18 protein-coding genes are annotated in these 20878 nt (G+C 63.7%); 8 read left to right on the top strand and 10 right to left on the bottom strand.

The window, feature by feature from the left end:
* Positions 1-43: 43 nt before the first annotated feature.
* Positions 44-2194, bottom strand: a complete 2151-nt coding sequence (gene fadB, locus R1T44_RS04575; RefSeq protein ID WP_317292676.1) for a fatty acid oxidation complex subunit alpha FadB — start codon at positions 2192-2194, stop codon at positions 44-46.
* Between the two features lie 425 nt (positions 2195-2619).
* Here fadB and R1T44_RS04570 point away from each other — a divergent pair, with 425 nt between their 5' ends.
* Positions 2620-3732, top strand: coding sequence for a DUF5924 family protein (locus tag R1T44_RS04570; protein WP_043335301.1), 1113 nt, complete (start codon positions 2620-2622; stop codon positions 3730-3732).
* A gap of 217 nt (positions 3733-3949) precedes the next feature.
* Positions 3950-4396, top strand: coding sequence for a transcriptional regulator SlyA (slyA, locus tag R1T44_RS04565; RefSeq protein WP_043335305.1), 447 nt, complete (start codon positions 3950-3952; stop codon positions 4394-4396).
* 124 nt (positions 4397-4520) lie between these two features.
* Here slyA and R1T44_RS04560 read toward each other — a convergent pair whose 3' ends face one another.
* Positions 4521-5069, bottom strand: a complete 549-nt coding sequence (locus R1T44_RS04560; RefSeq protein ID WP_054555152.1) for a hypothetical protein — start codon at positions 5067-5069, stop codon at positions 4521-4523.
* Positions 5070-5278: 209 nt separating this feature from the next.
* On the opposite strand from R1T44_RS04560, the gene R1T44_RS04555 reads away from it, so the two are divergent.
* Entirely contained in the window at positions 5279-5731 is a 453-nt protein-coding gene (locus tag R1T44_RS04555; protein WP_043335309.1) for a universal stress protein, read from the top strand.
* Positions 5732-5927: 196 nt separating this feature from the next.
* Here the strand turns inward: R1T44_RS04555 and R1T44_RS04550 are convergent, their stop codons facing one another.
* Complete coding sequence (locus R1T44_RS04550) at positions 5928-7865, bottom strand: ATP-binding cassette domain-containing protein (RefSeq protein WP_317292675.1); 1938 nt, start codon at positions 7863-7865, stop codon at positions 5928-5930.
* A gap of 326 nt (positions 7866-8191) precedes the next feature.
* Here R1T44_RS04550 and R1T44_RS04545 point away from each other — a divergent pair, with 326 nt between their 5' ends.
* On the top strand, positions 8192-9142 hold the full coding sequence (locus R1T44_RS04545) for a TatD family hydrolase (RefSeq protein ID WP_317292674.1): 951 nt from the start codon (positions 8192-8194) through the stop codon (positions 9140-9142).
* Positions 9143-9190: 48 nt separating this feature from the next.
* Positions 9191-9757 carry a hypothetical protein gene (locus tag R1T44_RS04540; RefSeq protein WP_225347560.1) on the top strand — a complete coding sequence of 189 codons (567 nt, stop codon included), beginning with the start codon at positions 9191-9193 and terminating at the stop codon, positions 9755-9757.
* A 91-nt stretch (positions 9758-9848) separates the two neighbouring features.
* Here R1T44_RS04540 and R1T44_RS04535 read toward each other — a convergent pair whose 3' ends face one another.
* From R1T44_RS04535 to R1T44_RS04515, 5 genes are all read right to left on the bottom strand, one after another.
* Complete coding sequence (locus tag R1T44_RS04535) at positions 9849-11453, bottom strand: DEAD/DEAH box helicase (RefSeq protein WP_317292673.1); 1605 nt, start codon at positions 11451-11453, stop codon at positions 9849-9851.
* A 216-nt stretch (positions 11454-11669) separates the two neighbouring features.
* Positions 11670-12206, bottom strand: a complete 537-nt coding sequence (locus tag R1T44_RS04530; RefSeq protein ID WP_043335366.1) for an HPP family protein — start codon at positions 12204-12206, stop codon at positions 11670-11672.
* A gap of 113 nt (positions 12207-12319) precedes the next feature.
* Positions 12320-14128, bottom strand: coding sequence for an ABC transporter permease (locus R1T44_RS04525; RefSeq protein WP_240548692.1), 1809 nt, complete (start codon positions 14126-14128; stop codon positions 12320-12322).
* 141 nt (positions 14129-14269) lie between these two features.
* Positions 14270-15316 carry a Fe(3+) ABC transporter substrate-binding protein gene (locus R1T44_RS04520; RefSeq protein ID WP_225347558.1) on the bottom strand — a complete coding sequence of 349 codons (1047 nt, stop codon included), beginning with the start codon at positions 15314-15316 and terminating at the stop codon, positions 14270-14272.
* A gap of 235 nt (positions 15317-15551) precedes the next feature.
* Positions 15552-16124: an elongation factor P hydroxylase gene (locus tag R1T44_RS04515; protein WP_107335481.1), complete on the bottom strand. Its 573-nt coding sequence runs from the start codon at positions 16122-16124 to the stop codon at positions 15552-15554.
* 378 nt (positions 16125-16502) lie between these two features.
* Between R1T44_RS04515 and R1T44_RS04510 the strand changes: the two genes are divergently transcribed.
* Both R1T44_RS04510 and R1T44_RS04505 read left to right on the top strand, forming a co-directional pair.
* On the top strand, positions 16503-17942 hold the full coding sequence (locus R1T44_RS04510; RefSeq protein WP_225348098.1) for an MATE family efflux transporter: 1440 nt from the start codon (positions 16503-16505) through the stop codon (positions 17940-17942).
* Positions 17943-18259: 317 nt separating this feature from the next.
* The gene (locus R1T44_RS04505) at positions 18260-18994 is read left to right on the top strand and encodes a hypothetical protein (RefSeq protein WP_317292672.1); all 735 of its coding nucleotides are present in this window, start codon (positions 18260-18262) and stop codon (positions 18992-18994) included.
* Between the two features lie 41 nt (positions 18995-19035).
* Here R1T44_RS04505 and tusA read toward each other — a convergent pair whose 3' ends face one another.
* Entirely contained in the window at positions 19036-19281 is a 246-nt protein-coding gene (tusA, locus tag R1T44_RS04500; protein ID WP_054555155.1) for a sulfurtransferase TusA, read from the bottom strand.
* Positions 19282-19343: 62 nt separating this feature from the next.
* On the opposite strand from tusA, the gene R1T44_RS04495 reads away from it, so the two are divergent.
* Entirely contained in the window at positions 19344-19628 is a 285-nt protein-coding gene (locus tag R1T44_RS04495; protein WP_043335322.1) for an antibiotic biosynthesis monooxygenase family protein, read from the top strand.
* 123 nt (positions 19629-19751) lie between these two features.
* On the opposite strand, the gene rlmM is transcribed toward R1T44_RS04495, so the two are convergent.
* A complete protein-coding gene (rlmM, locus tag R1T44_RS04490; RefSeq protein ID WP_317292671.1) occupies positions 19752-20825 on the bottom strand; it encodes a 23S rRNA (cytidine(2498)-2'-O)-methyltransferase RlmM in 1074 nt (357 codons plus the stop codon).
* Positions 20826-20878: the final 53 nt, after the last annotated feature.

The following is a 20878-nucleotide window of genomic DNA, read 5'->3' as shown; positions in this document are numbered from 1 at the left end:
CGGATAGTGCTGGCGGCCACTCGGGCGCTCAGCCATCAAAGGCTCAGGAGTAGAAGACTTCGCCACGCTTGGCGCGCTCGCGCAGCGCCTCGGTCGGGCGATACAGCGGCCCCAGCTCATCGGCCAGGCTGTCGGCCAGCGCGACGAACTCGGCCACGCCCATGGCATCGACATAGCGCAGCGCGCCACCACGGAACGGCGGGAAGCCGATGCCGTAGATCAAGGCCATGTCGGCCTCGGCCGGGCTGCCGACGATGTCGTCTTCCAGGCAGCGGATGGTTTCCATGCACAGCGGCACCATCATGCGCGCGATGATGTCTTCATCGGAGAACTCGCGCGTCTCGCTGACAACCTGGGCCACCAGTGCCTGAGCCTCATCATCCGCCAGCTTCTTCGGCTTGCCCTTGCGGTCTTCCTCGTAGCGGTAGAAGCCCAGATCATTCTTCTGGCCGAGGCGCTTGTTGTCGTACATCACCTGGATGGCGGTCTTGCCGTCTCGCGCCATGCGGTCCGGGAAGCCTTCCGCCATCACGGCATTGGCGTGCACCGCGGTATCCATGCCGACCACATCCAGCAGGTAGGCCGGGCCCATCGGCCAGCCGAACTTCTCCATCACCTTGTCGACGCGCTGATAGTCGGCGCCCTTCTCGACCAGCAGGCTGAAGCCACCGAAGTAGGGGAACAGCACGCGGTTGACCAGAAAGCCCGGGCAGTCGTTGACGACGATCGGCGTCTTGCCCATCTGGCGGGCATAGGCGACGGTCGCGGCGATGGCCGCATCGCTGGACTTCTCGCCACGGATGACCTCGACCAGCGGCATGCGGTGCACCGGGTTGAAGAAGTGCATGCCGCAGAAGTTCTCGGGACGCTTGAGCGACTCGGCCAGCCGCGTGATGGAGATGGTCGAGGTGTTGGAGGTCAGGATGGCGTCCTCGGCGACGTTGTCCTCGAGCTCGGCCAGCACCGAGGCCTTGACCTTGGGATTCTCGACCACCGCCTCGACGACCAGGTCCACATTGCCGAAGTCACCGTAGGACAGCGTCGGGCGGATGTTGGACAGGCCCTGCGCCATCTTCTCGGTGGTCAGCTTGCCGCGCTCGACGCCCTTGCCGAACAGCTTGCGAGCCTCCTTGAGGCCCAGTTCGATGGCTTCGCCGTTGATGTCCTTCATCAGGATCGGCGTGCCCTTGCTGGCGCTCTGGTAGGCGATGCCGCCGCCCATGATGCCGGCCCCCAGCACGGCGGCCTGCTTGATCTCGCTGGCCTGCTTCTCGTAACCCTTGGCCTTCTTCTTGACCACCTGATCGTTCATGAACAGGCCGACCAGATTGAAGGCCACGTCGGTCAGCGCCATCCTGGCGAAGGTCTTGGCCTCGATGGCCTGGGCACGCTCACGCGATTCCCCCGCGCCCTTCTGGATGACCTTGATGGCCTCCACCGGCGCCGGATAGTGCGGACCGGCCTTGCCGGCCACGAAGCCCTTGGCGGTCTCGAAGGCCATCATCTGCTCGATGGCATTGAGCTTGAGCGGCGAGGTCTTCTCGAGACGACGCGCCTGATAGTCCAGCTCGCCGGCATTGGCACGCGCCAGAATGTCGAGTGCCGCCGCGTCCAGCTCGGCCACCGGCAGGACGGCATCGACGGCGCCCACTGCCAGCGCCTTGTCGGCACGGTTCTCGGTGCCACCACAGATCCACTCGATGGCGTTGTCCGCCCCGATCAGGCGCGGCAGGCGCACACAGCCCGCCCAGCCCGGGATGATGCCGAGCTTGGTTTCCGGCAGGCCGATCTTGGCGCTGTCGGCCATGACCCGGAAATCGGTGGTCAGGGTGATCTCGCAGCCGCCGCCCAGCGCCAGCCCATTGATGGCAGTGACGGTGGGGAACGGCAGGTCCTCGATGGCATTGAAGATGCCATGGATGTTCATGTTCATGTCGATGAGGAAGGCTTCATCCTTCTCGAACATCTGATGGAACTCGGTGATGTCGGCACCGACCACGAACGCTTCCTTGGCGGAGCGGATGACCAGCCCCTTGAGGTCGGCCGTCGCCTTGATGGCCTCGACCGCCTCTCCCAGCTCCTTGAGTACGTAGCTGGCCAGCTTGTTGACCGATTCGCCTTCAAGATCGAGGGTCAACAGGGCGATGGCGTCCTGATTGGCCTCGACGGTTAGCGTTTTGCCTGAATAGATCATCCACGGATCTCCACAAGAGAAAGAGGTGAAGGGGCTGCCGGGCGCTCGAGGGTCACTGCCATTTGGCGTTGGCCATGAGGGTGCTGGCAACCGGCCTCGCCGGACTCGCCGCTGGCAGAGGCACCGCGCGAGAGTCATCTCTCATCACAGCGCTTCATACAAGCGTTTGAATACAGCCAGCTTGGGCCAGTGACGGGCAAAGATCAAGCCTGCGGACATTAGCGAAAGGTCGGGGGTCACGGGGCGTCTGTATACTGGCCCGGGCTGACTGGCGCACGCCATCGACAGCCGATGTAGGCAAAGATCGACGCTACACCGCACAAGGCAGCCGCGTTACCCTGAACGCTTTCCCAACCCGCAGGCTGGCCGCGACACCTCCTCGCGCGCCAGCAGGCTTTCAAAGGCCTCATCGATATCATGCTTTCATGAGCAGCACTCTCACCGCCCTGTATCTGCGCCTGACCGGCCTTGTCGAACGCACCAAGCGCTGGCACTGGCTATGGCCGCCCATCGGCTTCGCCGCCGGCATCTGCAGTTTCTTCCTCGTCAATCGTCAGCAATGGCTAGGCGGCATGCTGGCGCTGGGCATGATGCTGGCCTGGTTGATCCTGATCGCCGAAGGCCTGTGGAGCCGTCTGCGCCGCCATCGCGGCCAGAATGCCCTGCCCCGCAAGCTGGCGACCTTCGTGGCCCAGCTGATCCAGCAGGAGACACTGTGTTTCACGCTGCCGTTCTTCCTGGCGACCACCGACTGGGCCAGCGGCCAGGCGGGCTTCACGCTGCTGCTGTGCGGCGCGACCCTGCTGTCGATTCTCGATCCCTTCTACTACCGGCTGGCCGAGCGCCATCGCTGGCTGTACTTCGGCTTCCACGCCCTGTGCGTGTTCGTGGTGGTACTGGTCACCCTGCCCCTGCTGCTGGAGCTGACCACGGGCGAGAGCCTGCTGGCCGCCTGTGCCGCCATGAGCCTGTTCGCGCTGCCCAGCGTCGCCAACCTGCGCATCGCGCGTGGGGTGGTCGGCGGTCTGGCGATGATCGGCATCAGCGTGATGCTCGGGGTAGGCGCATGGGGGGCACGCGCCTGGATTCCGCCCGCCACGCTGTGGATCAATGCCAGCAGCCTGTCGCCGGACTTCGATACCGCGGCGCGCGCACCGCGTGGCGAGATGCAGCTGACGCCTGCGCAACTCTCCGCCCGAGGCCTCTACGCCTTCACGGCCATCCGCGCGCCGCGCGGCCTGTCGGAGAAGGTCTATCACGTCTGGCGGCATGACGGCGAAGTCGTCGATCGCATCGCCCTGAACATCAATGGCGGGCGCAGCGAAGGCTACCGCGCCTGGACGCACAAGACGGCCTTCCCGCAGGGCAGCGAGGGCGAGTGGCGCATCGATGTCGAGACGATGAACGGACAGCGCATCGGCAGTCTGCGCTTCGTGGTCAGCGATGATCCGCAGCAGGCGACCCTGGCCGACAGCACCATCAGCCAGCCGCCCGGCATCCCCGGCTGGCGTATCACCAACCTGATTCCGGGTTTGTGACAGTCGCCATCATGAGTCACTTTGCAAGCGGGAACGCTGAGTTACTCGACCTTGGACGTAAAATTCGTTCGCAGGCTTGTAATTATCCAGACTGCCTAGCATGCTGATGTGAAGGGCGGCGCGCGCAAGGAATCAGTCTCATTCAGGTTTGAGTGATACTGGACGCGCGCCAATGACAAAAGCCCCTTCACATTTGCACTCAGCGGACGACCTATCCATGCATGAAGATATCGGACTCAAGCTTTCCCGCCTGCCGCGCCTGTGGCGCGCCATTCTGGACCAGCGACTGTCCCCACTAGGGCTGACCCAGACTCGCTGGATGACGCTGGTACACCTGTGGCGCATGGGCGATGGTCAGCCCCAATGTGATCTGGCTCGCTCCATCGGTATCGAAGCCCCGTCGCTGGTTCGCACCCTGGACCAACTGACCGAACAGGGCCTGGTCGAGCGCCGTGCCTGTGAGGAAGACCGCCGCACCAAGCGCATCTTCCTGACCCGCAAGGCGCTGCCACTGATCGAGAAGATCGATGCCATCGCCGAGCAGACTCGCATCGAGATGCTCGAGGGCCTGAGTGAAGCGCAGGTCGATCAATTCTGTGAATGCCTGCGCGTCATGGAGCGCAATGGCCTGGAAATCTCCGAGAAGGTGCCGGAGAGCGCCTGAGCCTACACGCCGACCGATAATGACCGGCCGCGCCAGCAGGACATGAGCGCAAGCGGGACATGAAAAAGCCCCCATCGAGTGACTCGATGGGGGCTTTTTTCTGCAGGCGGGAAGGCTGCGCGTGTCAGGCGTCCGGCATCTTCGGCTCGGTGCCCACCAGCGGTCGACGCTTGTGCGAAATAGGCGCCTTGTCGATCAACAACGCATGCAAGGCCTCGAATTCGCGCCGCCAGTCGTGGCAGCTCTCCACATCCAGACTCTCGCCCCACCACAGCGTCAGACCGGAGAGCGACGACTCCAGCATCAGGGCATCCTCCGGCAGCGTGCGCGTGAAGCGCAGCAGCGCCGCGGCAACATCAGGGTCATCCGCCAGGCGACTCTCTTCGCGCCAGCGATAGCCCGGCACCGCTTCACGCAGGGCATCACTGGCCCATTCATCCTGCACCAGAATGAAGGGCGTGACATCGCGTTCGGTCGGCCAGGGGCGGCGGTAACCGACGATGCCCTTGGGCGCGTCAGAAAGCGCCGGCGCCTTGAGATCAACCCGCATGCCATCGGCGATCACCGCCTTGCGGACCAGTGAAGTGCGCGTCTCGCGTTTGCTGGGGCGTAACCAGGTCAGCGGCGACAGCATCGCCAGCACGACAAAAATGATGATCAGCGCAGTCGTCATCGTCTATCCAACGGTTGTCTATTCAAGGGTTTCATCAAGCAGGACGTGGCGTGAAAGCGCAGGATAGGCTATGCAGCCCCGCAGTGTTGCGTATCACGCACTGCCATTACGTTGATGTAAGTCATTGTGTTCAAGGGGGCGGCAAGCCTAGCATGGAAGCAGGTGCACGACGCCACTCGAATGGCCAACCTCTGCGGGAGGACCTCAGGATGAGCAACGAATACAAGCATGTACTGGTCGCTGTCGACCTGACCAAGGATTCCCATCTGGTGCTGGAGCGGGCACTGCCGATCGCCAAGCGCAACGGCGCCAAGATTTCCATCATCCATACGCTGGAACCGCTGGGCTTTGCCTATGGCGGTGATATCCCGATGGATCTGACCAGCATCCAGGACCAGCTGGATTCCCACGCCCGTGAACGGCTTGGCGAGATCGCCTCCCCCCATGATATCGCCGCCGAAGACCAGTACGTGGTGGTCGGCATGCCGGACAGCGAGATTCATCGCTTCGCGGCCGAACACGACGTGGACCTGATCGTGGTCGGCTCGCATGGTCGACATGGCTTTGCGCTGCTGCTGGGCTCCACCTCCACGGGTGTCCTGCACGGTGCCCAGTGTGACGTGCTGGCGGTGCGCGTCGGCGCGGATGACAGCGAGGAATGATGGCGGCCGGCTAGACGACACCTCATGCCAGACGACACCTCACGTCGATGACATGTGAGGGACGACAAGAGGGCTGCCCATGGGCAGCCCTCTTGTGTGTTCAGCTGACGGGCTTTCTGCACCGCACGGTCATCAAGCATCGTCACTCATGACCGTAGTTCATGACCGAACGTGTGCAGGACCGTCACTTGCGGCTTCAGCCTTCCTGCATGGCCTCAAGTTCCATCCAGCGTTCCATCGTCTCTTCCAGCACCTGCTGCTTGTGGCTGAGCTTCTCCAGCGTGTTCTTCACCGCCTTGGCATCCCCGGTGTAGAACTCCGGCGCCGCGATCTCGGCTTCCAGCGTCGCGATCTCCGCTTCCAGCTTCTCGATGGTCGCCGGAATCAGGTCCAGCTCGCGCTGGAACTTGTAGGGCAGCTTGACCTTCTTGTTGGCCTGCTGCGCCTGGGCGGCCTCACGCTTGCGGCGCTCGTCTTCTGCCTGGGCATCACGACGGTGCTTTTCCTCGCGCTCACGCTCGACTTCCCACGGTGCCGGCGGCAGATGCCCGCCCTGACGTATCCAGTCGCTGTAACCCCCGACATACGGCTTGACGACCCCGTCGCCCTCGAAGGCGAGGATGTTGGTGACCACGTTGTCCATGAAGGCACGGTCGTGGGAAACCAGCAGCACGGTACCGTCGAAGTCGAGCAACAGCTCCTCGAGCAGCTCCAGCGTCTCGACATCCAGGTCGTTGGTCGGCTCATCGAGCACCAGCACGTTGGCCGGCATGGTGAACAGACGCGCCAGCAGCAGGCGGTTGGACTCGCCCCCTGACAGGGAGCGAACCGGCTGACGCGCGCGGTCCGGCGTGAACAGGAAGTTCTGCAGGTAGCTCATCACGTGCATGTCACGCCCGCCAACCGTGACACGGTCGCTGCCGCGCGCCACGTTGTCGTAGACGGTGGCTTCCATGTCGAGGCCCTTGCGCAGCTGATCGAAGTAGGCGATCTGCAGCTTGGTGCCTTCGATGCGCTTGCCCTCGCTGGCTTCCAGCTGACCGAGCAGAATGTGCAGCAGCGTGGTCTTGCCCGCGCCGTTGCGCCCCAGCAGGCCGACCTTGTCGCCGCGCTGGATCTCGACACTCAGGTCACGGATGACCCACTGCTCCTGCGCCTCATCGTAGCGATAGCTGACGTTCTCCAGCTCCACGACCCGCTTGCCGCTGCGCTCGGCGGAGTCGACGGCGATACGCGCACGGCCCTGCACTTCACGCCGCTGGCCACGCTCGGCACGCATCTTCTCCAGCGCACGCACACGGCCTTCATTGCGGGTACGACGCGCCTTGACCCCCTGGCGGATCCAGGTCTCTTCCTGGGCCAGTTTCTTGTCGAACTCGGAGTTCTCTTTGGCCTCGACATCCATATCGTGCTGCTTCTGGGCCTGGTAGGCCGCGTAATCGCCCGGATAACGCCCGAGACGGCCACGGTCCAGCTCCAGAATCTGGGTCGCGAGGCGCTTCAGGAAGGCCCTGTCGTGGGTGATGAACAGCACGGCGCCGGAGAAGGCCGCGACCTGCTCTTCCAGCCAGGCGATGGTATCGAGATCCAGATGGTTGGTCGGCTCATCGAGCAGCAGCAGGTCCGGGTCGGACACCAGCGCACGCGCCAGTGCGACACGACGGCGCCAGCCGCCGGACAGGTCTTCCATCATGGTGTCTTCCGGCAGGCCCAGGCGGGTCAGCACGGTATCGATACGCTGCTGGAACTGCCAGCCATCGACGCTTTCCAGCGCGACCTGCACGTGCTCGAGACGCTTGAGGTCCGGCTCGGGATCGCTGATCAGGTGATGATATTCCGCCAGCAGCGCGCCCGCCTTCGGCAGGCCTTCAGCGACGATATCGAAGATGGTGCGTCCTTCGGCGGCCGGCAGGTCCTGCGAGAGCACGCCGATCTTGAGGCCCGGCGCCTTCCACAGCTCACCGGCATCGGCCTGGAATTCGCCGGTGATCAGCTTGAGCAGGGTCGACTTGCCGGTGCCGTTGCGGCCGACGAGCGCCAGACGCTCGCCGCGCTCGACGACAAGGTCCGCCCCGTTGAGCAAGACGTGATGGCCATAGGCCAGCTGAAGATTTTCCAGTCGTAACAATGCCATGTGCAGCAGCAACTCGTGACGGGTCCACGGCCGGGAAGGCCACGGAGGAAGTGGGAGTCAGGCGGACAGGCCGCCGCCAGCGACGCGCGCCGGAGAATGCTGCCATTCTACCCGAGGCGCAGCGTGCAGGCGATGGAAGACGCCGCAAGGGCTGAAAGACGCCGGCGCCTTGGGTAGAATGGCCGACCGCTTGAAATCACGTCACGTGCCCTGCGCTGCCAAGGCCCGCCTGGCATGCAGCGCTATCGAGTGCCAGGCCGGCGGGCTATTGCCCGGCCTTGCGCTGTCACGAGTCTTCTCCCTCCCCGCGATCCCAAGGGTGTCCGATGTCCGCGCTTCCCCCGCATGCCGATCCTGCCTCCCTGCCCTACTATGATAGCGAGCGGCTGTCCGACGAGACGCTTGCCGCCTTGTGTGATGACCTTGAACTCGGCGAGGCCGATATCGCGGCCGCGCTGACGCTGCTGGCACCGGAGCTGCGTTTCGCCAGCCCCTCTGCGCTGGTCGACATCGGCGTCAACCTGACGCATGAGAGCTACGCGCGCGACATCGAGGGCACCTTGCTGCGAGCACGCGCGGCGGGCGTCAGCCAGCAGATCCTGACCGGCACCAGCCTGGATGGCTCGCGTGAGGCCCAGGCGCTGGCGGCACGCTATCGTGGCCTTTCTGCCACCGCCGGTGTGCATCCGCATGATGCCAGCCAGTGGAACGACGGTGTCGAACGCGGCATCCGGGAGCTACTGGCGCAGCCGGAGGTCGTCGCGGTGGGGGAATGTGGCCTCGACTTCAATCGCAACTTCTCGACGCCCGCCGAACAGGCCCGAGCGTTCGAAGCGCAGCTGACGCTGGCCGCCGAGACAGGCCTGCCGCTGTTTCTGCATGAACGTGACGCCGGTCGCCAGATGCTCGAGATGCTCAAGCACTGGCGCGACGATATCAGTCACGCCGTCGTGCACTGCTTCACCGGTGAGCGCGAGACGCTCTACGGCTATCTGGATCTCGATCTGCACATCGGCCTGACCGGCTGGCTGTGTGATGAGCGCCGAGGCGAACACCTGCGCAGCCTGTGCCGCGAGATTCCCCTCGAACGCCTGATGCTGGAAACCGATTGCCCCTATCTGGTACCGCGCAATCTGCCCGCCAAGCTCAAGGGGCGGCGTCATGAACCCTCTCTGCTGGTGTGGATCATGGCGGAGGTCGCGGCGCTGCGTGGTATCGACATGGAAGAACTCGCAGAGGCCACCAGCGCCACTGCCACACGCTTCTTCCGCCTGTAATCGGCATCAACGACTTTCCCTGCACGCTTCCCTGCTCTGGACATCACCATGCACGAATATGAACCCGAAACAGGGGACTTCCCCGCCTTCATCGCCGTCGAGACCGGCGAGGACTCCAGTCTGCCGCTGGCCATCGCCTGGGCGCTGCCCGATGGCCAGATGAAGCATGTACTGATCCAGCCGGATGACGAATGGCTGGATGGCGAGATGCTGGAGCTGGGCGACTACAGCCTGGACGACCTGCGCAGCTTCGGCGTCAGCCCCCTCGATGTGCTCAAGGAGCTGGAGCAGGACTACTACCAGACCACGCTCTATACCACCGGCGTCATGGATGACGAGCAGGCACTGGCCCGCCTGTTCGACGCCTACAACATGGACCCCTTCATCGAGTTCGCGCCGGCGGAAGGCCTCTACCCTGAGCTTGCACCGGGTGACTGGGCGCGCGAGCGCAACAACATGCTGTTCGAACAGGGCCTGCAGCCCTTCCGCCCGGACAACGAGGTGCTGGTGATGCTGGCCATCCATACCCGCCTGCGCGGTGATGGCGTGCGTGGTGAGCAAGACATCCAGGGCACTGGCCCGGATTACGAGATCGACTGGGAAGAAGACGTCTGATCAGTCGCTTCCGCTCCTGACACGCAAACGCCCCGACAACCGCAAGGTTGTCGGGGCGTTTCTTTTCCAGCCTTGGCCTCTACGACGCGGCTCAGCCGTTGGAGCGGCCACCACCGTTGCCACCGCTGGAGCGATTGCGGCCACCACGTGAGCGGCGACGCGGGCGCTCATCATTGCTCGGCGCGTTCGGCGCACGGTTGCCGTTCACTTCCGGCTGCGGCGCGACGCGATTGCCATCGACTTCACGCTGTACCGGTGCACGGTTGCCGCGGTTGTCATCATCGACACGCGCGGTCTGCTGAGGCTTGCCGCCAGTACGCTGACCTTCAGAGCGCTGGCCGCCATTGCCACGACCTTCACCAGCAGGCTTGCCGCCAGTGCGCTGGCCGCCAGAACGCTGGCCGCCAGAGCGTGCGCCGCCAGAGCGCTGGCCGCCATTGCCACGGCCTTCAGCGGCAGGCTTGCCGCCAGTACGCTGGCCACCCGAGCGCTGACCACCACGCGGCTGACGCGGCTCACGTTCCGGCTCGACATCGACTTCCGGCACGAAACCTTCCACTTCGACGCGCTTGAGCTTGCCCTTGAGCAGACGCTCGATGCCGCCGAGTTCCTTGCGCTCATCGCTGGAGACCAGCGAGATGGCACGCCCGCTGGCGCCGGCACGGCCGGTACGCCCGATACGGTGCACGTAGTCTTCCGGCACGTTGGGCAGTTCGTAGTTCACGACCTGCGGCAGCTGCTCGATATCCAGACCACGCGCCGCGATGTCCGTCGCGACCAGCACTCGCACTTCGCCGTTCTTGAAGCCGGCCAGTGCCTTGGTACGCGCATTCTGGCTCTTGTTGCCGTGAATCGCCGCAGCACTGATGCCGGACTTCTCGAGCTTGGTCGCCAGACGGTTGGCACCGTGCTTGGTACGGGTGAAGACCAGCACCTGGTGCCAGTTTTCCTTGATGATCAGGTGCTTGAGCAGTGAAGGCTTGTGGCTCTTCTCCACGGTGTGGATATGCTGCTCGACCTTCTCGGCCGTGGTGTTGCGCGGGCTGGCTTCCACCGCCACCGGGTCATTCAGCAGCTTGTTGGCCATGCCGCGAATCTCATCGGAGAAGGTCGCGGAGAACAGCAGCGTCTGACGCTTGGTCGGCAGCAGCTTGAGCAGACGACGGATGTCGTGGATGAAGCCCATGTCCAGCATGCGGTCCGCTTCATCCAGCACCAGCGTCTCGAGATCGGAGAAGTCGATGGCCTTCTGGGAGTGCAGGTCCAGCAGGCGGCCCGGCGTGGCGGTCAGGATCTCGACACCAGAGGACAGGCGGCTGATCTGCGGGTTGATCTTCACGCCACCGAATACCACGGCGTTGCGCAGCTTCAGGTGACGGGAATAGGCAGTGACGTTCTCGTCGATCTGCGCGGCCAGTTCACGCGTAGGCGTGACGATCAGGGCCTTGATCTTGCGGGCACCCGCGGGAGCGCTCTGTGAGAGGCGCTCGACCAGCGGCAGGGCGAAACCGGCAGTCTTGCCGGTACCGGTGCGCGCGGCAGCCATCACATCACGGCCTTCCAGCACGGCAGGAATCGCACCTGCCTGGACGGGAGACGGCGTGGAATAGCCCATCTCGGCGATCGCTTTCAGGACAGGAGCGGACAGCCCCAGGGAGGCAAACGCCGGGACGGAATTGGCAGTAGTCTCAGTCATCAATATCTCTTCGGCTGACCGGCCACGTGCTGGTCGATCATTAAGGAATGGCGCCTGGCCGGGCACGTGCCGGGAGAGGGAGCGAGGCGTATCAGGCGCAGAGAAGAAAGAGTCGGTCAGAGGGACCTCATCCGGCTGCTGCCAGTCGCTCGCGTCAGGCGATGGCCCAGTCTACCATCTTCCGCCGTCGCCTGCAGAAGCGTGCATCCGATGGGTTCAATGCCAGTGCAGCGGATAGCGGCGATGACGCGCCAGATTGTTGATCAACACCGCCAGCACCAGCATCGCCAAGCAGCCAAGCCCCACCGGCAACAGAGCGTACCAGTAGCCCAGCTCGTGCAGCGGCTGACCGCCGATCACCGCGATCAAGGCCGTGGCGCCGCCCGGTGGGTGTAGGGTGTGCGTCAGCTGCATGACCAGCAGTGCCACCGAGACCGCCATGGCGGCCGCCAGCCAGCCATCGCCCAGCCAGTGATAGCAGGCGACACCGACCAGTGCCGACAGCATGTTGCCGCCCAGCACATTGCGCGGCTGGGCCAGCGGACTGTGCGGCGCGCCGTAGAGCAGCACCGAGGTCGCGCCGAAGGACCCCACCAGCAACAGCGAGCTGACCGCCAGGTAGTGCGAGGACAGCCAGCCGATCAGCGCCATGCCCAGAAAGGCCCCGAGCCACGACCACAGGGCATCGGCAACATGCGGCCTGCCCCGCTTCAGGGGGCCACCACGCATCTTGGCTACGTAAGGCTTGAGCATCGTGCGAACCATCTCCGGCGTTGTCCTGTCAGTGTCGAGCGCTGCACCCTAGGCGATCTCCACACGAGGAACAACTCTCATATGGCAATAAGCTGATGCCGACGCTGTCTTCATCATGACTCGCTGCGCGAGGCCACGATGGTGCGCGAGATCACGATCACCGGCAGGATGCCGACCACCACGATCACCAGCGCCGGCAACGCCGCCTGCTCGAGCATTTCATCCGAGGCGTATTGATAGACGTGGGTAGCGAGCGTGTCGAAGTTGAAGGGCCGCAGCAACAAGGTGGCCGGCAGCTCCTTCATGGCATCGACGAACACCACCAGCGCCGCGGTCAGCAAGCCGGGGCGGATCAAGGGCAGGTGCACCCGGCGCAGTGTCGAGAAGGTGTTCTCGCCCAGCGAGCGCGCCGCCATGTCCATCGAGGGCGTGACCTTGTCGAGACTCGATTCGATGGAACCCGCGGCGATGGCGAGGAAGCGCACCACATAGGCGATGATGATCGCGCCCATCGTCCCCGTCAGCAGCAGGCCGCTGGAGAACCCGAAGTTGGCGCGCAGGAAGCTGTCCAGCGCATTGTCGAAACCGGACAGCGGCACCAGCACGCCCAGCCCCAGCACGGCCCCCGGCATGGCATAGCCGAGACTCGAGAGCTTGAGCGCCTGCTGTACGCTGGCGGTGCGATCCAGCCGCTTGGCGTAGGCCAGCAGCACCCCGATGATCAGCGTCAGCACGGCAGCACTCACCGACAGCATCAGGCTATTGAGCGCGTAACCGGCGAAGTCCGGCGTCCACGACTCCTCGAAGTAGCGAATGGCATGCCGCGTCAGCAGCCCAACCGGCAACAGGAAGCCGAACAGCAGCGGCAGCAGACAGGCCAGTGTCGCCAGCCCGGCGCGCCAGCCATGCAGGGTCGGGCGACGATAGCGACGATAGCGATCGCCCTTGCCGAACTGACGCTGCCGGCGCCGGGCATGTCGTTCCAGCCAGATCAGCGTGACCACGAAGATCATCAGACACAGCGCGATCTGGGCCGCACCGCGCAGGCTGCCCATGTTGAGCCACACATTGAAGATGCCGGCGGTCAGCGAACGCACCGCGAAGTAATCGACGGTGCCGAAGTCGTTGAGCGCCTCCATCATCGCCAGCGCCAGGCCGACGGCGATCGCCGGGCGTGCACTGGGCAGCGCCACGCGCCAGAAGCTCTGCCAGCCATTGCAGCCCAGGGTGCGGCTGGCATCGCGCAGTGACGGCGATTGATCGAGAAATGCCGAGCGCGCCAGCATGAAGACATACGGAAACAGCACCAGCGACAGCATCAGGATGGCGCCGCCCAGACTGCGTATCTCGGGGAAGTAGTAATCCTGCGGCGAGTCCCAGCCGAACAGCGCACGCAGCGCGCCCTGGAAGGGCCCGGCATACTCGAAGACATCGGTGTAGATGTAGGCGATGACGTTGGCGGGAATCGCGAACGGCAGCAGCAATGACCACTCGAAGGTGCGCCGCAGCGGGAACTGATACATGGTGGTCAGCCACGCCGACACCACGCCCATGCTGCCGCTGAGCACCGCCACGCCGGCCACCAGCGCCAGACTCGTCATGACGTAGTCAGGCAGCACGGTGGAGACGAGGTGCGGCCAGATGCCGTCACCGGCCTGATCACTGCCATCATCGCCGAACAACGCCAGCCAGATGACGGCCAGCACCGGCATCACCACCAGCGCGGCGACCCCCCAGGCCGTCGCGAACCACCCCATGTGCGTGCCCAGACGCCGCTGACGACGTCTTATCGCCGCGTCTTCGGCGCCTGACGTGCTGTGAGTCGCGCGCTCCAGGGCGAGCTCCGTCGCGCTGGTTGCCGTACAGGCTTCTTCTTCAAGGCTCGCACCTCGCTTTGCCAACAGCCGCTTGCCTTGCGTCATCTGTTCTTCCTCACTGACCTGCCAACTGCAATTGCGTCTATTTTACATTGTTCACTCAAACGAAGAGGGGCTGTCGCATCGCGACAGCCCCTCTTCGTTCATGACATCCCACCCGATGGCTTGCGCCAGCGGTGAGTGCCGTTACTGGTTGAAGCCGACTTCATTGACCATCTGAGCAGCTCGCTTGCGGTATTTGGCGACCTCGGTCAGCGAGAGGTCATCCTGCTTGAACTCGCCCCAGGACGTCAGCAGCTCCGAGCTTTCGGCAGCCGGGTTGGCCGGATACTCGAAATTGACCTCGGCATACATGTGCTGGGCGGTCTTCTCGGTCAAGAAGCGCATCAGCTTGAGCGCATTCTCTTCGTGCGGCGCGTACTTGGTCATCGCCATGCCGGAGATGTTCATGTGCGTGCCGACACCGTTCTGGTCCGGGAACTCGATGCGTGCCTTCTCGGCCCACGGACGCTGCTCGTCGTTGTCGAGCATCTTGCCGTAGTAGTAGCTGTTGCCGATGGCCACGTCACAGACGTTGTCACGAATCGCCTTGATCTGATCGCGGTCCCCGCCCTGCGGCTTGCGCGCCAGGTTGTCCTTGAAGCCTTCCAGCCATTCGCGGGTCGCTTCCTCGCCATTGTGGGCGATACGCGAGGCGATCAATGCCACGTTGTAGGGGTGATCACCGGCACGTGAACAGACACGGCCCTTGAGGCTCGGATCCGCCAGGTCGTCATAGCTTGCGACCTGACCGGCCTCGAGGCGCTCGACGCTGGTGTAGAGCACGCGGGCACGGGTGGTGATACCGAACCACTGGTTGTCAGGACCGTGATACTGCTCGGGCAGGTTGGCTTCGATGACGTCGTCATTGACGCTCTTGACCAGCTCCTCGTCGACCAGCTCCTGCAGGCGACCGATATCCACCGTCAGCAGGACGTCAGCCGGCGTGTTGCGACCCTCACGCTTGAGACGCTCGGCCAGACCCTGCTTGGCGAATACCACGTTGACCTTGACGCCGGTCTCCTCGGTGAACTCCTTGAGGAAGGGCTCGATCAGATAGGCCTGACGATAGGAGTAGACGTTCACCTCTTCCTGGGCTTGCGCCGGCATGGCCGTGACAGCCGTCACGCCGACCAGCGCACTCAACAACAGCTTGCGAGCGGAGGATGCAGAAATCATGGATACAGCAGTCATCGAATACCCCTGTTCAAGGTGTCCTGTCCTGACGAGGATTGCCATGAGCAGACCTGCAGGCCAGTAAAAGCGGAACCATTGTGTCAATGCGAATCATTCTAATCACAAAGCCCTGACACCTGCAACGTGAGTGCAACGCTGATTTGCAGATAATGCAATCCGGCTCAGGTAGGCGAGTTCCGGGAGGCAAGCCCAGCGGGCGACGCCACTGCCGCCTGGCATACGCAGGAAGGCATCACGCCAGTCGGCCGTCCTCCCCCACCGCAGGCAACAGGGGCCTGGCATGGGCGATGGCCTGCTCAAGCGGCATCCCCTGCTGCCAGACACCGGCGAGTGCGTGGCGGAAGGCAGCGGCGCGTGCGGGCAGGCCGCGCTGCTCGACATCGGCGGCGCGCTGCATCACACGTTGCGCGAAGGCGTCTCGATCCACCTCCAGCTCAAGATTGTCGACGCTGACATGAAACGGCTTGCCCACCGCCCGGTGAAACAGCAGCTCCAGCGCTTGCGGCGCGACCTCGACACTCTCGAAGGCACGCTGCTGCTCGGCGTCGCGGCCATCCGGCGCATACCAGTAGCCGTAATCTTCCTCGAGCCGCCGTCTGGCACCTGCGATGCACCAATGGCTGATCTCATGCAGCGCGCTGGAAAAGAAGCCACGTGCCAGATAGATGCGGTGATAGCCAAGCTCTGATTCCGGGACATGCCTGCCTTCCCCCTGCATGCCGGCCGGAAGATAGAGCGGCTCTTCGGGATCACAGCGCAGCAAGGTGTTGAAGGTGTCGCCGAACAGGCCGTCAAACAATGCCATCAAGGTGGCGAGGTCATGCGCACGACGGGGGCTCCCGCAGGCGGAATCAGAGGAAAGGACGGCAGGTAGGGACTCATGGGACGACACGGCAATTCTCGGCAAGCGCTGGCAGTGTGTGGGCATTCGGTGACAGCAGGAAGACCTGCTCTGTCGGATGGCTCATTGTACGTGGCTAGCGTATAGCGCGTCATTTCAGCTGACAGTGTCGCTCACAGCCGTGATAATTCATCAGCTTGCGTTCATGAAACCTGCTTATCTGCTAGGATGGCGCGCCAAGCAAGAATGATTCTCGATTACTAGCAGGAGCCTGCCGTGCCCCCCGCCGATTCATCCACCCCCTCCAAGCCTCAGACGGCCCCCGGTTCTCCGCCTCCGCCACTGATTCCCCGCGTCAGAGCGGAAACCTCACGCCTGCTGACCCTGGCGCTGCCGATCTGTGGCGCGCAGCTGGCTCAGGCAGGCATGAGTGCCGTGGACGTGTTGATGACGGGACGTTCCTCGGCCACGGACCTGGCAGCCGTGTCGGTGGGCTCAAGCCTGTGGGTACCTCTGCTGCTGCTGATGGCGGGCACCCTGATGGGCCTGACGCCGGTGGTCGCGCAATTGATGGGGGGCAATCGCAGCGGTGAGGTGCGTGGCAACGTGCATCAATCGCTGTGGATCTCGCTGGTGCTCGGCAGCCTGTCCGGGCTTGCGCTGTGGTATCTGGCCGCGCCGATCTTCACGCTGATGGAGGTGCCTGAGGCCGTGGCCGAGCAGGCGACCCTCTACCTGATGGCCATCGCCTGGGGCATGCCGGGTGCCGCCTTCTATCAGGTCCTGCGCGCCTACTCGGACGGCATGAACCATACCCGCCCGGCACTGATCATCAGCCTGATCGGCCTGATATCGAACATCCCGCTCAATTACGTGCTGATCTACGGGTCTGCAGGCGTGGATGACCTGCTGGGGATCACCCTGCCGGGATTGTTGGGCGACATCCCCGCCATGGGCGCCGCCGGCTGCGGTATCGCCACCGGCCTTGCGATGTGGATCATGTGCCTGAGCATGTTCGCCTACACGCGTTACAGCAGCGCGTATCGCGCCGTGGCGCTGTGGTGCCAGCCCAGCGCCCCCCACTTCAAGCAGATGGGCGAACTGCTCAAGGTCGGCCTGCCGATCGGGATCGCGATCTTCTTCGAGGTCACGCTGTTCACGGTCATCGCCCTGTTCGTGGCCAGCTTCGGCGAGATCAAGGTCGCGGCGCACCAGGTCGCGCTCAACTTCACCTCGCTGCTGTTCATGCTGCCGCTGTCGATGGCGATGGCCCTGACCGTGCGCGTCGGCCACACCATCGGCCGTGGCGACATGCGCGAAGCACGTTTCGTGGCCTGGAATGGCGTGGCCTTCTCGCTGGTGGTGGCGCTGGTGAATGACATCGTGATCTGGGTACTGGCCGAGCCGGCCGTGGCGCTCTACACCAGCAACCTCAAGGTCCAGGCCCTGGCCATGTCGCTGATCACCCTGGCGATGCTCTATCAGGTCTCGGACTCCCTGCAGGTCGCCATGGCAGGGGCACTGCGCGGCTTCAAGGACACGCGCATCATTATGCTGATCACCATGTTCGCTTACTGGGTGGTCGGGCTGGGAGGCGGACACCTGCTGGGCGTCGGCAGTGAGGCCTTCCCGATCTCGCCCTGGCCCATCGAGCAGATGGGCGTCTATGGCTACTGGATCGGCATGGTGGCCGGCCTGACCGTGGCGGCGCTGCTGCTTGGCTGGCGCCTGTGGATCATCGCGCGCCGTGGCGTGCGTGACGAGGCATTGGCGAGCCAGTGATGCCTGCCGGATAGCGCCTGCATCTCAGCCTGCATCCCAACAGGAAGCTCGGCCGGGATGCTGGGCTGACAGCTGCCTGAAACGCCTTGATGAGCAAGCCCCGCGACACCCGACAGGGTGACGCGGGGCTTTTGCGTTTAAACACGAAAAAGCTGATAGACGGTCATTTCGTCCAAGGAGGGGTTACCGTCAAGGCTCTGGCTGTGCTAATGGTTATTCAAGGCAGTGCTCTCTCGCTGACGACACACATGGCAGAAGCGAGAGAACGCACCAGCACACGCCGAGGACGATCGACAAGCTGCTGAGGAGGGTTCGTCATGGGCGTACCAGTATCTTCCCCCCGCTCCGCCAAGGTCATCGACCTGAGTGTCATGCGTGACAGGATGCGTGCACGACGTCGTATTCTCCGGCTGGCGCCGGAACACGACGGGTTGGAAATGCTCTATCAGCTCGACAGCGACCCGGACAGCTATTACAGCATTCCGGTACTGGCCTGGGGGCTGCGCGAGGATGGTGAAGTCGTCGGCATGGTGCCGTGGATGGAGGGGCTGACGCCCTGCCACGAGCTGGAAGACCCCCAGCAGGGGCATTTCGTCGGCTATCGCGACCCGGAAACCGACGAAGTCTTCATGCTGGCGCCTGACCACAAGGTGTTCGAGCTCGAACACGCCGCGGCCTATTACGACTATGAAGTCTCGGACAAGACGACGCTGCTGCAGCAACTGCCGGACACGCTGGGTACCCATGCGCTGTGCATGACCAACGGCGAGACACAGTGGCAGCTCAAGCAGGTCTTCGGCTGGCGTCTCTACAGCGATGGCAACATCGAGGCCTTGCTGGTCGATGAGGCTCGCGTCACCCAGACACCCGTGCTGGCCGGCGACGACTGCCTGTACCCGGGGCGCAGCCGGCATGATGTGGTCTATTTCTTCCAGCGCGCCATCGCCAACCAGATTCGCGAGCAGGACCCGGCGACGCTGGAGGCTCTCGCGCTGATGATGACCGGCGAGAGCGATCAGGTCTGCGTCGAGGTCCATGACCGTGAAGCCTGAGGGCCAGTCATGGCCAGCGACTCAGCGGATGCGGATGGCGCTCAACTGATGCGGATGTAATACAGGAACTGTTCCGGCGTCTCGTGGCTCAGTTCCAGGGTGTGGCCGAGAAAGGCGCAGAACTTGGGCACATCACGGGTGGTGGCAGGGTCGGTCGCCACCACCCGCAACAGGTCACCCGAGGCAAGCTCACGCACCTTGTTGTGCAGCATCATGATGGGTTCCGGGCAATACAGGCCACTGGTTTCCAGTTCGGCATCGGCCTCGGGCAATGTGATATCGGTCATCGAAGACTCCTGACAATCCTGCCGCCCTGGCTGGCGGCACGTACAAAAAAGGGGAGACAGGCATGATCAAGGTTCTGATCGAACGGCATATCATGCCGGGGCTGGAACAGGATTACGAACAGGCCTCGCGTGAAGTCGTACGCGAGGCTACGCATGTCCCGGGCTTCATCTCGGGCGAGAACCTGATGGAAACCGGCCGCGCGGGTCACCGCATCCTGATCACCTCATGGCGCGATGCGCGAGCGTGGCAGGAATGGTCGGTCAGTCCGGCCAGAGATCGCATGATGGCGCGCCTGGCGCCCATGCTATCCCAACCGGAGCGGATAATCCTGCTGGAGCATACCTGAACGCGCCTCTCCGGCGAGCGAAGGCATCAGGCGCCCCATACAAGAACCCCACGACCTGGGCAGGCCGTGGGGTTCTTGTATGGGGCATGTGCCACTCGTGCATGCTGATTGAGCAACAGCCAATCAGTGCGTGATGCGCACGTGCACAGTGACTTCTTCACGGTCGTGATACAGATGACGACAGCGAATCTCGGCACCGACGTTGGAGCGCTCGAGACTGGCGGCCAGATAGTCGAGGCAGCGAGAGACTTCCTTCCAGCGCTGTTTCATCGGCAGCTTGAGGTTGAAGACGGCCTCATTGCACCAGCGCTTCTTCAGCCAGCGCTCGACCATCTCGGTCACACGAATCGGCTTGTCGACGATATCGCAGACCAGCCAATCCAGGTGCAGCGGTGGCTCCCAGGTGAAGCCATCTTCCTTGAGATGCTCGACCTGCCCTGTCGCCATCAGGTCCTTGTTCATCGGGCCATTGTCGATCGCGAACACGAACATGCCCTTCTCGACCAGCTGGAAGGTCCAGCCACCCGGGGCGGCACCAAGATCCGCTGCCTGCATGCCAGTGGCGATGCGACGCTCCCACTGATCGCGCGGCACGAATTCGTGCCACGCCTCTTCCAGCTTGAGCGTGGAGCGGCTGGGCGCACGACTCGGCGAACGCAGGTGACGAATGCCATTGGCATATTCGCTGCGGTTGCCCGGGAAGCTCATGCCCAGCTGGACTTCATCGCCATCCGTCCAGAAGACATGCAACGCCCGACCACCGGCCTTGCGGCGCAGGGCGCCCCGCTTCTTGAGCGCGGACTCCAGCGGGCGACCGACGGCCTTGCCCAGCCCCGACAGCGCCTTGCCATCATTGGTATCCGGCATCTCGTGGCGGATCTCCTCGAAGCTCCAGCCGGCGTCGACCACCTGCTGCAGAATCGGCGAGACACGATTCTCCCGCGACATGCCGACCAGCGGCTCCAGTGCCACCAGGGTCTGACGAGCGAAGACCAACGCCTGTAGCGGCATGTCACGATGCAGGGCGTTGGCGGGCTCTTCGCCCGTCACCACATAACGCACGAAGCCACTGTCGCGTGCCGTAATCGGATAACCCGGCGTGCCGATATACGCCGCTTTCTCGCTGACTTCTGCGGCCAGGTCGGCCTCGAAGCCAGGGCGGCAATACAGCAACAGTTCTTGAGGTTGCATCATCATCTCCAATACAGAGGGCTGGGGAGTCTAGCCTCTCGCCGCTGCCTTCTACAAGC

The sequence above is a fragment of the Cobetia amphilecti genome, from assembly GCF_032923285.1.
GTDB lineage: Bacteria > Pseudomonadota > Gammaproteobacteria > Pseudomonadales > Halomonadaceae > Cobetia > Cobetia amphilecti.
This window is presented reverse-complemented; position numbering and strand designations above follow the sequence as displayed.

What these genes read in the sequence shown, in the direction of transcription:
- R1T44_RS04530 (WP_043335366.1), bottom strand. Translation starts at nt 12,206, where the DNA reads ATGCTCAAGCCTTACGTAGCCAAGATGCGTGGTGGCCCCCTGAAGCGG.
- tusA (WP_054555155.1), bottom strand. Translation starts at nt 19,281, where the DNA reads ATGACCGATATCACATTGCCCGAGGCCGATGCCGAACTGGAAACCAGT.
- R1T44_RS04570 (WP_043335301.1), top strand. Translation starts at nt 2,620, where the DNA reads ATGAGCAGCACTCTCACCGCCCTGTATCTGCGCCTGACCGGCCTTGTC.
- rlmM (WP_317292671.1), bottom strand. Translation starts at nt 20,825, where the DNA reads ATGATGATGCAACCTCAAGAACTGTTGCTGTATTGCCGCCCTGGCTTC.
- slyA (WP_043335305.1), top strand. Translation starts at nt 3,950, where the DNA reads ATGCATGAAGATATCGGACTCAAGCTTTCCCGCCTGCCGCGCCTGTGG.
- R1T44_RS04495 (WP_043335322.1), top strand. Translation starts at nt 19,344, where the DNA reads ATGATCAAGGTTCTGATCGAACGGCATATCATGCCGGGGCTGGAACAG.
- R1T44_RS04525 (WP_240548692.1), bottom strand. Translation starts at nt 14,128, where the DNA reads ATGACGCAAGGCAAGCGGCTGTTGGCAAAGCGAGGTGCGAGCCTTGAA.
- R1T44_RS04535 (WP_317292673.1), bottom strand. Translation starts at nt 11,453, where the DNA reads ATGACTGAGACTACTGCCAATTCCGTCCCGGCGTTTGCCTCCCTGGGG.
- R1T44_RS04515 (WP_107335481.1), bottom strand. Translation starts at nt 16,124, where the DNA reads ATGGCATTGTTTGACGGCCTGTTCGGCGACACCTTCAACACCTTGCTG.
- R1T44_RS04505 (WP_317292672.1), top strand. Translation starts at nt 18,260, where the DNA reads ATGGGCGTACCAGTATCTTCCCCCCGCTCCGCCAAGGTCATCGACCTG.
- R1T44_RS04555 (WP_043335309.1), top strand. Translation starts at nt 5,279, where the DNA reads ATGAGCAACGAATACAAGCATGTACTGGTCGCTGTCGACCTGACCAAG.
- R1T44_RS04540 (WP_225347560.1), top strand. Translation starts at nt 9,191, where the DNA reads ATGCACGAATATGAACCCGAAACAGGGGACTTCCCCGCCTTCATCGCC.
- R1T44_RS04550 (WP_317292675.1), bottom strand. Translation starts at nt 7,865, where the DNA reads ATGGCATTGTTACGACTGGAAAATCTTCAGCTGGCCTATGGCCATCAC.
- R1T44_RS04520 (WP_225347558.1), bottom strand. Translation starts at nt 15,316, where the DNA reads ATGACTGCTGTATCCATGATTTCTGCATCCTCCGCTCGCAAGCTGTTG.
- R1T44_RS04560 (WP_054555152.1), bottom strand. Translation starts at nt 5,069, where the DNA reads ATGACGACTGCGCTGATCATCATTTTTGTCGTGCTGGCGATGCTGTCG.
- R1T44_RS04545 (WP_317292674.1), top strand. Translation starts at nt 8,192, where the DNA reads ATGTCCGCGCTTCCCCCGCATGCCGATCCTGCCTCCCTGCCCTACTAT.
- fadB (WP_317292676.1), bottom strand. Translation starts at nt 2,194, where the DNA reads ATGATCTATTCAGGCAAAACGCTAACCGTCGAGGCCAATCAGGACGCC.